General features: G+C 49.4%; 9 protein-coding genes and 1 pseudogene. 6 read left to right on the forward strand and 4 right to left on the reverse strand.

What is annotated here, in order from left to right:
• The first annotated feature begins 156 nt into the window (after positions 1 to 156).
• The 6 genes from IPN95_28370 to IPN95_28395 all read left to right on the forward strand — a co-directional run bounded on the left by IPN95_28370 (position 157) and on the right by IPN95_28395 (position 8,591).
• Positions 157 to 378 carry a LytTR family transcriptional regulator gene (locus tag IPN95_28370; GenBank protein ID MBK9453239.1) on the forward strand — a complete coding sequence of 74 codons (222 nt, stop codon included), beginning with the start codon at positions 157 to 159 and terminating at the stop codon, positions 376 to 378.
• A 181-nt stretch (positions 379 to 559) separates the two neighbouring features.
• Positions 560 to 1,183 (forward strand): hypothetical protein, encoded by a 624-nt coding sequence (locus IPN95_28375; protein MBK9453240.1) that lies wholly within the window; start codon positions 560 to 562, stop codon positions 1,181 to 1,183.
• Entirely contained in the window at positions 1,180 to 1,695 is a 516-nt protein-coding gene (locus tag IPN95_28380; protein ID MBK9453241.1) for a hypothetical protein, read from the forward strand. The genes IPN95_28375 and IPN95_28380 overlap by 4 nt, the downstream gene beginning before the upstream one ends.
• A gap of 414 nt (positions 1,696 to 2,109) precedes the next feature.
• Positions 2,110 to 4,347, forward strand: a complete 2,238-nt coding sequence (locus IPN95_28385; GenBank protein ID MBK9453242.1) for a T9SS type A sorting domain-containing protein — start codon at positions 2,110 to 2,112, stop codon at positions 4,345 to 4,347.
• A gap of 620 nt (positions 4,348 to 4,967) precedes the next feature.
• Positions 4,968 to 8,234, forward strand: coding sequence for a hypothetical protein (locus tag IPN95_28390; GenBank protein ID MBK9453243.1), 3,267 nt, complete (start codon positions 4,968 to 4,970; stop codon positions 8,232 to 8,234).
• A 75-nt stretch (positions 8,235 to 8,309) separates the two neighbouring features.
• Positions 8,310 to 8,591 carry a T9SS type A sorting domain-containing protein gene (locus tag IPN95_28395; protein MBK9453244.1) on the forward strand — a complete coding sequence of 94 codons (282 nt, stop codon included), beginning with the start codon at positions 8,310 to 8,312 and terminating at the stop codon, positions 8,589 to 8,591.
• Positions 8,592 to 9,017: 426 nt separating this feature from the next.
• Here IPN95_28395 and IPN95_28400 read toward each other — a convergent pair whose 3' ends face one another.
• From IPN95_28400 to IPN95_28415, 4 genes and pseudogenes are all read right to left on the reverse strand, one after another.
• Complete coding sequence (locus IPN95_28400) at positions 9,018 to 11,690, reverse strand: T9SS type A sorting domain-containing protein (GenBank protein MBK9453245.1); 2,673 nt, start codon at positions 11,688 to 11,690, stop codon at positions 9,018 to 9,020.
• 165 nt (positions 11,691 to 11,855) lie between these two features.
• Positions 11,856 to 12,506 carry a hypothetical protein gene (locus IPN95_28405; GenBank protein MBK9453246.1) on the reverse strand — a complete coding sequence of 217 codons (651 nt, stop codon included), beginning with the start codon at positions 12,504 to 12,506 and terminating at the stop codon, positions 11,856 to 11,858.
• A 189-nt stretch (positions 12,507 to 12,695) separates the two neighbouring features.
• A pseudogene (locus tag IPN95_28410) lies at positions 12,696 to 13,454 on the reverse strand (tail fiber domain-containing protein).
• A complete protein-coding gene (locus IPN95_28415) occupies positions 13,444 to 14,055 on the reverse strand; it encodes an IS4 family transposase (protein ID MBK9453247.1) in 612 nt (203 codons plus the stop codon). Before IPN95_28415 ends, IPN95_28410 begins: the two are co-directional and overlap by 11 nt.
• Positions 14,056 to 14,108: the final 53 nt, after the last annotated feature.

Raw genomic sequence — 14,108 nt, forward strand, 5'->3', positions numbered from 1 at the left:
GAAACAATTGAATGCCAGGTGCCGGTCATTTCCCCCATTCAAGGACAGCATCGCTTTGCCTTCCTTGGAAGGGTTCAAGGTTGTCGCCATTCGAGACGTCATCTATTGTGAGGCAGACAGCAATTACACCATCTTTCATTTGGTCGAGATAGGCAAATATACGGTCGCAAACACCCTCGGGAGCTACGAGACGTCGCTGTCAGACAAGCCATTCTCCGAATCCACGACAAATACCTCGTCAACTTGCAACACATCAAGGCCTATCACAAAGGCCGAGGTGGCAGTGTGGAAATGTCCAACAAAAAAGAGCTCGATGTATCCACGCGGAAGCGTGATGCGTTTTTGGCGAAGCTGTCGGAATATACGAGGGGGGTTTAGGAACATACCAGCAATAGCCATTTTTACAGATGCTAATCACACGTAAGCTAAGCTTCGTCGCAGATGATCACGCATCCTGCACACCTGCGCACTCTAGCTAACGCCTGCGCATCCACAAGCGTAATATTGTCATGATCTCGCTGAGATCGTTTCAATTGTCTTCAAAAACACTTTATCTAAAATGAAAAGAACAAGAGTATTGCACAAGGCCGCACGATTGTGGCTGTGCAGTTTGATTGCCCTTTTGGGGTTGAATTTTAACATTTCAAATGCCCAAACTGGCGTGTATACCTTTGGCACGGACAATGCAAATGAAGGTGGGCGTGTGCTTTGTGACGACCCTGTACATCAGCGGATGTACATTGGTGGGTACCGGCGTGACTCCACATTAATCATGATGGTGGATTACAATGGATACATACTTGGGGAAACGACATTTATGGTGTCTGATGTCGGGGCTCGGGATATTCTCACCGATCTTAAGTTCAGCGCGAATGACAGCTTTCTCATTGGAACTGGAATCCAACTTCCTACTGCTGGCACTCAATATGGGGGATATATTTTCCGTATGACCAGAAATTTGGTGATGGATTGGATGCAGGACTTCCCAACTGGCACAAATTCTTTACTACCTAAAAATATTCAGGACCTGGGCACTAACTTCACTTACTATGTTGTAATGGGTGCCTGTTATCAAACTATAATTGGACGTCGTCTATGGGTTGACAAGCAGACCAGGAACGACCATCACGAATTCCGCATCGTTACGATGTCGGGGGTCCTGAAGATTTTGAAGCATCAGTGATACAAGGTCAAGACTTATTCATCACTGGCAGGCTTGGGCACTCTGGCGGTGACATGTTTTTACGGCCAGGACTCGTGCGTATGAATGGAACAACGGGAACGATAATCCCCAATAATCAACATACCTATTTGGTTGATAGCGTTCAGCATGCAAGGTTATATTCCACGGACGTAGCCCTTGATGATGATGCCTCACCAGTTACTATCGGCAATGGAGATTTCCATAGCAATGGTTTTGGTTTAAGCTCCTTCTTTTCGATTCACAATCAGACGACGAATGAACTAGCAGGCTGGGAAATTGACATTGCGGATTTTCAGTATGAGGAAGCTGCTGAAGTAATCCGAGCACCGGGAATGGGTCTTGGCAGTTTTGTCATATTTGGCCAAGGAAGGTTGAATGGAGTCACCACCAATGGGCACAGTTCAAATCAACTTTGGATGATGAGTATCAATCGCAATGGAACCACAAACTGGTTTAGGCAATATGGAGGCTCTGGCATAGGAATTCTATGACTGGACAAGTCAACAACAGTTGATTTCTATCAATTCTGGAACAGCACGACTTGCATTTGCAGCGACCACCATTGCTCCAGGCGAAACGGATGAAAATATTTTGCTAGTTATGTCGAATGCTTACGGCGAATTTGATGCCATTGATGGCAATTGCATCTCCAGCCCGATTGGTATTAGCATGACATCACATATCCATAACAATACCATCAATATGGTACGCTCCGACAGCGGGTGGGTCAGCAATACCGTCACTCCAATGCTCAACCACCCCGCCCTTCACACCCAACCCCCGTGTGGCCCTTCCTGCTTCGCCGCCATGGAACCTAGCTTCAGCCACATCACTGTCCCCAATGACCGACCACCAACCAGACCAATACCCCCTCGGGCAGACAAGTATGGGCGGGCAAAGTCTATGTGGGAGCTGACGTGACCATCGATGGCATTGTGCTGGATATTTCTGAATCCGATATTGTCTTCGCGCCTTGCACCCGCATCACCCTCATCAATGGAGCGCGGTTGGAGGCGAACAATTCCACCTTCCGGTCTTGTGGGGATAACGATTCCTGGGAAGGGATTTTCTTCACCTCCACCGGTACGACGCATACATCAGGGGCTGTGGATGGATGTCTGTTTAAGAATGCTGTGGATGCTATTCGATTGGAAAGCGCCCCGGGCAACAAGACTGCTGCCTACGATGTGCGGATCACGGACAATAGCTTCGTCACTTGTCTCCATGGCATCAGAATGCCGGGTGTCGCCCGCTTGAACATGCTGGAAGGCATCACTGGCAATCGATTCACGGTCGATAATCGTCCAATAGTTTGGGGAAGCAAAAACCCTAACGGGCAGTGTATTACTTCTTTCTCACAGGAATTCGAAGGCATCAGCGCAGTGGCTACTACATTTGTTGGACAAGTCTCACAAAATAGTTTCATCAACACGAGTGATGTTGCCACGACTACGCTTGGGGGTATCATTTGGAACAATTGCATTGGTCGAATCTCTCTCAATCAATTCACCAACAATCGCCATGCAGTGCAAATGAATCGCGGCACCCGAGCTGCGATTGAAAACAATGCGATCGAGGTCACGCAACGGTTCGCCCAATTTGAAACCCAGATTTTGTTGGTAGGCACGACAAATTCCTCTGTACTGGGAAACCACTTGATCAACTCCAATGAAGCAGGCACTTTCAACCGATATGGTGCAGCCATCAGCATCGAAATTGGCACGTTTATCAATGTCAAGGAAAATACTGTGGACGGCTTCACCAATGGTATCCAATTCTATGGATGTAATCACTCCGCCATCGACGAAAATAAGCTCACGAACTGTAACGTCGTAGGTATCGTGGTGCAAGGTGGTGCCTCCAACACTGTCAGTTGCAACGAAATCAAAATGCGTTTGCAACTTGACAACGCGCATCCTTCAGAGGGAATTTTCTACAATCACCTTGTGTCATCTCTGCCTTCAGTGGATATTCGCGGGAATTGTATTACGGATGCTTCCTTTGGGATCGTTGCCAATAATCAATCCAATCTGATGGCAATGCCGAGAATGCGCAACAATTATCTCTACAACTACACCCGAGGTGGTATCGTTACTTTTCGGTTCAATGGCGCACAAGGTACAGGCATCGCCACACCTGCCCAAGCTGGACGAAATACCTTCGTGAGCAACAATGTTTTGGGTGGTGCAGTGGATATCCATTCCAATGGACAATCCCAGACATGGTATGGAAACTACGGCATCAGCACGGTGAGTGCAGGGGTGACCTTGATCGGCAATGGCACTTATCACAGTATCGCAAGTTGCGGGCTGCAAATCGGATCGGGAAACTCCGCGATCGGTTACAATGAAGTTTGTGATCAGTTCACGACAGGCCCCATCCAGATGCTTCAACGTTTGATCAGTGGCGACTATTCAGAATTTGAATCGGACAAATTCGGTGATGCCAAAGCTGTCATCGCAGCCGCTTTGACCGAAGCCTTGCTCGACGGCGGCTCTGCGGATGTAGCCGCGGCGTTCAAGGCTTGGATAGGCACCAATGTTCAATTTTTGCCAGCAGAAAAGGCTTGGGTTAATTATCATTACCACAATGCAATGGGTGAATCTGATGCAGCCTTGGCTGCCCTTGTGGATTTGCAAAATGCAGATAGTCGTTTCAAAGACTTTGTAACTGTCGAATCCATTGATCAACAACTTGCGCTGCATGGACGTGCGGTTGAGAATTTGACGGACTCTGAAATCAATGAACTTGCGGCCATTGACAATGCAAGGTTGGAATTTGCCGACGATGCGCGTGATTGGATGCATGTAGGCATAGGTGCGCATCCGCACCTCCTCAAGGCGATCAACCTTCCAGAAATTGCCCTGGAAGGCCGCCATATCCAGGATGTACGTCAAGAAAGCCTACACCTATTCCCGAACCCCGCAGAAACGCAGGTGACAGTCGAGTATGTCCTGGACAACGCTTTGGGTGGATCCTTGCGGATCTTTGATATAGCAGGTAAAATGATGTATCAAGCACCGCTTGCCGGAGATGCTTCCAGTACAACGCTCGATCTGACCACATGGTCGCCGGGTATCTATCTTCTGTCGCTTTTCAATTCCGAAGGGCAGGTAAGCACTGCGAAATTGATTGTGAAGTAGACCGTTGAGGTTCTTCAGTAAAGCATCCCCCTGTTTCGATGGAGACGGGGGGATGATTCGTTCTTGACGATCAATCGAAAGTGTTCGGGTATGGAGAAAAGCCGGCTTTTGTGCTGACAGACAAGCTTATTCGTCAAAGCTCATCAAAATGGAATTTTAGCTTCTACCTATTTGTGGGGCGTGAAATTCAGGAATTGTTTGGCTTGAAACTCGATCGATCATTGTGGGTATTGGCAGACATGGGTGTGAATGTGCATTCCTGTCTTCATTGTTATGGGACCTTAGCGTTTGAGATGTTCGCAGACATCGGCCTCTTCTCAGGTCATCCGCAAAGCCATCGACAAGCCCGAAATCCCTCCACAATGGGTTCGAACTTTGTGCCGCTGGGTGTACATGAAAGGCCTTAAGAGCAAAGCTCGGCTACTCGCTGGGCTTTTTCAATTCAGGACGGGATCAGAATGGGATCATTTAATGCCCCCGATCCTATCAGCTACTTCAAGTGGAATGAATTGTCCATGTCATTCGTTAGGTATATTCTAGTTTTCCTTCCAACCTGAAGTACACCTTATCGCCTAAAAAGTAATAACTTGCATTTGCAAAATATAGCAAGGTTATATGCCATGAAGTACTTCTTCCTTTCTTTGTTTCTCACCTTCATCTCGGTTTCCACCGCAATGGGACAGGTTTTTGAATGGGGAAGGCAGATCTATGGAAACAGCTATATCAATGGTGTGGCCATCTCTGAAAGCGCCGCGCCGTATGTATGCGGCTTCAACAATGTCCAGATTAATATCGGTGGGAGCAACCTTTACAATGCAATCGGGGGAGTCGATGGCTTTGTTGCTAAAATGGATCCTGCTGGGAATGTGGCTTGGTATTCCCCGATTGGCTACCCTGGAAGCACCTGCAAGGTCCACGATATCACGCGCGCACCCGACAATACCTTTTTAATTGCCGGTGAGGCAACGGATACGCTGGCATTTGGATCCGATACCTCCACTGTTTACGGGAATCCTGGAAGTTTTTTTGTGGCTCGATTGGATACAGGGGGACAGTACCAATGGATCTTCAGGCATGGAGGCTCCAGATATGGCGGCAGCTATCAGGTAGATCATCTGGTCCGAGCTGATACCGCCAACAACTGCTATGCCTACGTTGCTTGGGACTCGACCTTGTTTTTTGGACAAGATACCTTCCGTTACAACCATCCAACTGGAAATTCTGCGATCATCAAATTCGACCCTTCGGGAAATCCCCTTTGGGCTTTTCCTGTCTTTAGATCCTCCCACTATCAGAATGCCATGGCGGTGGACGATGATGGCAACACATACGCCGCATTTGCTGTTTATGATTCCGTTTTCATTGGTGGCACTACAATCGTCAATACCGGTGACCCTGATTTTACCATCGCAAAAATCAGCCCCAATGGCACCCTGCTGTGGACACGCACGATCGCTTCGGCGGGCTATACGCTGCCTGGCAGCATGGCGATCGATTCCTACGGGAATCTTTTGCTCACAGCCTATTATTCAGGTTGGGGAACGCTTGACGGGGCGCCTATCGTGACGATTGTAGGTACATCGGGGTTCATTGCCAAGTTTTCACCCAGCGGGACATTGCTATGGCAAGAGTTCGCTGATCAACCGTCAGCACCAGGCTTTCCAAATGATGATTTTCCAATCGCAGCTGGCCGAAATGGAGATTTTTATGTTGCCAGTGGGTTGACAGTGCAGGGATGCAATGCATGTACCGTGGCAATCGACCAACATGTTTTTCCAGTTTGCTGCAGTTCATCACCATTGTTGTGTGTCCGTTATGACTCCTCTGGGACTGCGAAATGGGTGGCTCGGTCCCAGCGTGATGTGGGATTGGCCCCCAATGCTTTTGATATCGCGGTCGATACTTTCGGAAATATCTATTCGACAGGGTCTTTTCATGGGTTCGCGGTTTTGGGGGGAGATTCACTTACGCGGTGGACTTTTGGCTATTCCGGATATGTGGCGAAGGTCAATGCGCAATACAGTGCCGTTTCGGGCGTGGTTTTCGATGACTGGAACTTCAATGGGACATTCGATTCTACGGACGTCCTGGTGGAAAACGCGGTCATCGCAACTTCGCCCGGAGGAGACGTATTTGATACGGAAAGCAACGGAAGATATTTTGCCATTCTCGATACAGGGACCTTTACTTTGGGAATCCCTTCGCCTCCACCCTACCGCACCGTAGTACCCGTTTCCCACACGGCCATCCTGCCCGACTATGGCATGGTGTTGAACGGCTATGATTTTGCGCTGCAACCCATTCCCAATATCCAGGATCTCGAAGTGGATGTGGTGAACTACGGCCCTGTTCGACCAGGATTTTCGCGTTCCTACCGCATTCGCTGCCGCAACGTGGGAACAGATACCCTCTCGGGCACCGTTGTCTTGCGTTTCGATACACTCTTCACTTTTGATTACAGCAATCCCGTCCAATTGTCCTATGGAATCGATAGTGCTGACTGGAGTTATTCGAACCTTCATCCCCAGCAATATTTTGACATCTGGCTTTCGCTGGTACTTTCTCCATCAGCAAGTCTCAATTCTCAGGTGCAATACTATGCCATCGCCAACCCACTCGCCTCTGATACGACGCCGGGAAACAACGTCGACACACTTGAAGTGACGATCACTGGATCTTGGGATCCAAACGATAAGCATGTCGAGCCTGAAGGCGTGATCCTCACGCAGGAGCTGAGTCCCAGCTTTCCTCTGGAGTACATGATTCGGTTTCAAAATACAGGAACGGATACAGCCTTCAGGGTCCGTATCGTCGATACGCTTGGAAGCAGTCTTCAATTGCCTACGATCGAGCTTATTTCGGCGAGCCATGGGTGCACCTGGTCGATGCGTGGTCAGGGAATCGTGGAGTGGTTGTTTGAGAACATTGAGCTCCCAGACAGCAACACCAATGAAGCAGCAAGCCATGGTTTTGTAAAGTTCCGCATCAAGGCAGCCACCCATCTCCAAGCTGGCGATTCGATCCTCAATCAGGCCAGCATCTATTTTGATTACAATCTTCCTGTTGTGACCAATGAGCCATTTAATGAGGTTGAGACCCTTGGCGCTCCCGATCTGGACCATCCGGTAAATGGCTGGCTAGGATTTCCTTCCTGGCCTTGGTACCTTGAATTTGATTGGGTCCCTTATGCAGAATCCTATCAAGTGCAGGTGGCACGCGACACAGCCTTTTCCCAGGTAGTGTTGGATACATTGGTGCCAGACGTTTCTCCGCTTCCCAATCCACCGCGTGACACTTGTGAGTGGCGGTATTGGCGTGTGCGTGCCATCGGACCTCGCGGCGTACTTGGCCCATGGAGCAGTGTGTGGTCGTATTATCTCCGGTTGATGCCGGCAGGAAGCGTTTCTTTGGCCCTTCCCGCTGACCAAGCGATCAACCAACCGCTCAGCAATTTGCCTTTGGCTTGGTCTAACCCTGCAAATGCAGCTGATTTTGAATACCAAATTTCAGCTGACCTTCAATATACGCAAATCGTTGTTTCGGGCTTGACAGGAGGTCCGAACGCCGTTACTGTCGGAGGCCTCAATTCCGGCATGCAGTATTTTTGGAGGGTTAGGGCTTTGAACTGCTCTTCCAATGGGAATTGGAGCAATTCAAGGACCTTTTTTACAATCCTTGAAACACCGACACTTGTATTTCCATCAAACGGAAGCCAAAACCAGCCTTTGAATGCCGTTCAACTCGATTGGTCGGATGTACAAGGCAATCTAAACTATGAAGTTCGATATTCAGTCGACACAAATTTCGTCTTCAATTACGTTACGCTTTACGCAAGTGGCTCAGATACCGTGACAGGTGCACTGCTCCATCATACAATCTATTACTAGAAGGTTCGGGCCACCAACACACCCCGGCTATCTGATTGGAGCAATGTTTGGCCGTTTGAAACACTGGATACTACATTGACATCTCAGTTGAATGGTCATTCTTCAAAGGAACTGGCCATTTGGCCCAATCCTGTTGAAACGACCTTGCGAATTGCAGGGCCATTCCCTCAGGACGGCCGTGTCTTGATCACGCTCTTTGACCGCCTGGGACGTGTTGTTCAGGAAGAAACGCGCGATTCCGAAGGCGGCCTCTTGGACACTTTCCTGGATGTCAAAAACGTTGCTGCAGGGTTGTATTACCTCCGAGTCTCTGGTTCAGGAATGGAAGTGCGGTTTCGACTCATGAAGTTGGATTGACCATTTGCTAGCTTTCAAGGAATTTCCATTTGAGTTCGTTGGGGCCTGTCTGGATCAGAATTTTCAGGATTTGCAGAATTTTCAGGATGGCAACTATTTGATCGATGGTCATCGCTACACAAGGGCAGATCTTTGATCAGCTGAATGATTCATCGGTTGGGTTTGGTCAGCCTTCATTCGATCTTCATGGCAGCTCTTTGATCGGCTGACTTTTTCCATTGGTTGGGTTTGATCCGCTTTCATTCGATCATCGCGGCAACTCTTTAATCGGCTGACTTGATTCATTGAATGGATTTGCTCCGCTTTCATGCGATCATCGCGGCAGATCTTTGCGCAAACTAGGTCCTTCGCTTCGCCCATGACAGGTTTGGCCTTGCTCTTTGGACCCTTGGAGCGTGCCGACCAAAAATACTCAACATCAATCACTTACTCGATCAACAGCTTACGTGTGGCCGTTTTGGAGTTGTTGGTAAATCGAAGGAGGTAGATGCCGGCGGGAACGTTCAAATCAATTTGGGTGTTGAGCTTGCCGCCGGAAGTGACGTGGGTTTCGTCAAGAATTTTTTGACCTACGAGGGTGAAGACTTCGATGGTGGTGGGACCTTTGGCGAGGTCGGTGGCTTGGACATGGATTTGGCCGTTGCTCGGGTTGGGGTAAATTTGGAGGGTTGGGAAGGCTTCGGATGGATCGCTCGTGTGGACCATCGTACTGCTCCAGATTGCTGCTGTGCCGCAACCAAAGGCTGCTAGCGTTACTTGATAATTGCCAGGCAAAGTGTAGTTATGGGTCGGATTGACGAGGGTGCTGCTGTTGTTTGTGCCGGATGCTGGATCGCCGAAATTCCAAATATAACTGTCTGCGAGCAGGCTGGTGTTGTGGAACGACCACAATGTGCCGTTGTGGGAGCTTGTGAAGCTTGCCGTCAAGGTGGTGGAAAGTGCGGTGTCCAAGAGGGGAAAAGGCACGTGGATGAATTTGGGTCGCCATGTATCGGCATTTTGGTCGCTGCCAGATCCACATTGCGAGGTGCAGCCATTGGTTAATGTGTCGGTGTCGAGGTCGCGCACATTGTATGAGAGCATCAAAGAATCACAATGTGTCAAAGACTGATGCGTATAGGCCCCAAACCCAAAGATCGGCAGGTTGGCCGCGCTGTCGGGAGTTGTGGCGAGCACGGCTACGGCCTCAAACGGCCCTTTTAACGAATCGCTTCGATAGGCCAAGATATTGCGCTGCAAACCACAACGTACTAGATCGGGTTTGGGATTGTGGGTGATGAGATAATAATGGCCTTGCATGGCGGTCACACTGAAATTGTCGGAGACTTCGATGGGGGCAATAGGCCGAGCATCGACAATGTTCGGTGACCAACTTGTCGGGGTTGCATAGTACCATGTCGCGGAGTCGTTGGCCAATTCCCTCCGCACGAGATAGGGGTGCCTTCCTGAACTGTCCTTTTTGGTTCCGTAGAGGTAGAGTTGTCCTGCCAAGGAATCTACAATCACAGCCTTGCCAAAATCAATCTCGTCATTGCCGGGAATACATCTGGTGATATCGAGCAATGTCATCGTGACGATCCCTATTCGTGCTGCATAATTCCCCACGAATGTGGTGTCATTCGCATATCGGGATAGGAAGATGGTGGCGGTATCACCATACTCCACAAATCCATGGCCTGGCAACAGGTAACTGCTGTCTAGGGCTGGATATTGAAAATACGACCGACTGGGATGGCCTACGACGGTATCGAGAAAGGTTGTGAAAGTGCTCAGGTTCACACTGTCTTGCACCATGAAACAATTGTCGATCTCTTGTCGCCCACAAGGTATGGTATTGTTGGGCGAAATACTGTCCAAATGACTCCTGCCAAAAAGCCAGATGGTTCGGCCATCCGGCAAGGCTATTGAGGAGGCGAGTTCGCCTGCAATCCATCGATTGCGCAAACTCGTCGTAGGCCGGAAATAGTTGTTGTAGGTGGTGTCTGATACTGCAAAATATGTGGGGCAGAGCCCTAGAACTTGAGTCGGCGACCATTGATCGGTCAAAGTACCATTTCCCACTTGGCCAACAATATTGGACCCCCAAGCCCAGCAGTTTCCGTCAGGGGAAATGATCATAGAATGAAGCCATCCTGCAGCAACTGATGTGGCCATCCAACCTCCCAAAGCTGTGAGGGAATCCCTGTCGATGGTATCGCCCAAGCCTAATTGGCCATATTCATTGTCCCCGACAGCCAAAACACTGCCATTGCTACGCAGGGCCAATGTATGCCGTCCGCCGCCCACCAACGCCGTCACACTATTGCCATTATTCATCAGCACCGGGATGAAACGATCCAAATTGTCGCCAACCCCCAATTGTCCTTTTTCATTTCCGCCCCACGCCCACGCTTGCCCATTGCTTTGAAGAGCCAGGGCATGGAATCCTCCAGCAGAAATCTTCACAATGCTGTCCACGCCCATCAACAGCACAGGCACCTCACGAATCGTGTCGGCAACGATGCTATCTCCCACCTGCCCATGGGAGTTGGAACCCCAAGCCCAGACTCTGCCATCGCGTTGTAGGGCCATGGAAAAATAACCTCCTGCCGCAATTTCTACAATTCCCGTCAATCCCATGACCTGCTGCGGGGCACTACTGTCAGCAGTGGTCGAGTCGCCCAATTGGCCTCTATCGTTACCGCCCCATATCCAAACCGTACTGTCAGATCTCAAGGCCATGGAATGGAAGCCCCCCGCAGAAATCGCTATAATGCCTGAAAGACCCGGCACTTGGGCGAGAGTGTCTCGATCAACGGAATCATTGAGTCCCAATTGCCCATCACCATTCAGTCCCCCTGCCCATACGGTACCATCGACACAAAGTGCCAGGACATGCACACCTCCGCCAGAAATTGCAATGATGCGCTCAGGCGCTTCAATCTTGACAGGCACTTCACGTTCGAAACCCCACACCATTGCCGTGCTGTCACTGCATACAAACAGGCTAAGTCCTACACCTGCGCTGATCTGCTGGCTCAAAAGTGGTTGAAAATTCACCATCATTCCCATCCATATTCCCACCAACCCAACAAGCTTGACCATCTTCAATCTTTGCATCTTTGCCAATAGGATTTCCATGAAGCACGAAATTACAAAAAACAATCAACTAGTTTCGATATCGCCTACAATTTGTTGTTTTGCGCCAATTATCACCTTCTTGACAGGAAAACGAAGTGGGCCCAAGTGTTGCTTGAGCCCACTTCGTCTCGCATGATCACAGTCTCACCTCGTCAAGACCAATTCTCGACTCGCAACCATTTCACCATCCACCATAAGCTCATAGAGGAAGATCCCGTTGGAAAAAGTGTCGCCGGGAATCAATAGGTGTCCTTTCCCTTTTTCTTGAATAGGATATCTTGCTTTGTCCATTCCTTCCAAGGTGACAATCCTTATATAGGTATTGGGAAATTTTCCCTCAACAGCATAGTTGATGACAATGGTTTCGTAAAATGGCTGCGGGGCAATTTGGTCAAGACGGTTCGCTGCAGGGCCTGATGTATCGTCTGCGTAACACGCTCCTTGTACGCCTGTACTGAGTCCGCAAGAGCCTGATTGTGCCCCATCCATCCATTTACGGGAATCAGTCTTGTTTCCAGACAAGGCTTGAATACCAAGCGATGATGCTGCGGCTCCAATCGAGTATGAACGATGCGATGGATGGACATTGTAGTTGTTTCTGGAGAACGTCGAATCAATGTACCACCTGTAAAGACTGTTTGCGGGATCCTCAATGCAATTGATGGCGTGGATGATTTCATCGTCGGAGGCATGCAATCCCTTTTGAGTGGTGTACCACGTTTGTTGGGCGGAAATCATTGAAGTCCCACATCCAATCAAAAGTCCCAAGATCAGTAAGACAATGTGCTTTTTCATATCGTTCTATTTTTTTTGAGTAATTGGTTGTTGTCCTCTTCAGCGATCCGAGAATTTGGTTTTCAACACAAATTTCTGGAACGATTTCTGGCAAGAATTTCATTTTGGCTACCTCTTTTTTTGCGTCCAAGTGAGCAAGAGGACAGCAAGAAAAAGCTCCTGCCATCCTCCTGCACCTCAAATAAGTCCTTATCTCGTCAATACCATCTTGCGGGTCGCAAACTTCTCCCCGTTGATGTACAATTCGTAGAAGTACAAGCCTTCGGAAAGGGAGTTTCCAGAGATGGAGATTTGGCCTTCTCCCTTGTCCAGAATCGGATAGTGGCCGATTTCATTGCCTTCCAGCGTCACCACGCGGATGAAAGTGTTGGGCAAGGCTTCCGCGACAAAGTAGTGGATCACCGTTTGGTCGTGGAAGGGGTTGGGAGCATTTTGGTCGAGGCGAGAGGAATTGGGAACGCTGAGCGTGTTGCCAATAGCATCCGCTTTGTCTTGTGTCAAGACGCAGCAGCCATTCACTTGTGCTTCGAGTTTTTCCAAGCGCGTTTGGAGGGCTTCGATGAGGGCTTTTTGGGCGTCGATCAGTTCGTTTTGGCTTTCATTGTGGGCATTGAGTTCCTGGGTTGCTTTGACGAGGGGCACGACGAATTGACTGTATGCAATGCTATAATTGTCATTGTCGTGATCAGGCTTATGGAGACCATTGAAGTTGTAGCCCGATTCAGCGGCTGCACGCTCGACTTCTTGGGCCAGGAATCCACTTTGCCGGATGGCCGTTGAGGATTCAAAGTCCACACCTTCGATATAGCCTTTTCTCACGCTGTCTTCCATGCCTACCGTGAGGAATTCAGTGAATTTCTTCGTGTCGAAATTGTACACTACTGGACGCAACTTGGAAATGAATTCAAGTCCTTTGACATCGTCCTTGACATTGGTCTTAAAGCGGGCCGTAGTCGAGGTAGCCGCGGTCCATCAATAACACGCTGCCCGAGGGAAACGAGATGCCACGGGCGGCGATGACGTCGTGCGTCTTACCCTCCGTGACCACCGCGAAGACGGGCAGCAAGCCATCATAGTCGAGGACTGTGTGGATTTTGATCGCCCCCTTGGCCTGTCTGTACTTCGCCCAGTCGAACACTTCCATGCAAAGCGACACCAGCGTGGAATCAATCGAATAGACCTTGTTTTTGATCCTCAGCTTGCCAGGCCTGTTGCCCATGAAGGTACCCGAAAGGTGGTCGAAAAGGGCGAAATAGAAGTCCCGGAACAACTCCCAATCACGGTTGGTGTTGCCGTAGCTGATCGAGGACTTGGATGGGGCGCGCGTCACGCCGAGGTGGTTCAGGTTGCCAGCACTGCTACGAAGGCCGTTGGCAATGTCCCGCAGGGACTCGCATTTGGCGATTTGAAGGAACAACATCGAGATCAGGTGCGTCCAAGAATCAAATCCCTTACACGCAAAGTCGGACTTGTGCTCAGCGACCTCTTTCTGGAACAAATTTCGAGGAAGAATGCTGACCATTTGGGCGAAAATTGTAATATTGCTCATGAGCGGGATGACTATTTTTGTGGTGCAAAAACAAGGTAGCCATTTCCGCTCAT

The organism is Bacteroidota bacterium, assembly GCA_016718825.1.
Classification (GTDB): domain Bacteria; phylum Bacteroidota; class Bacteroidia; order J057; family JADKCL01; genus JADKCL01.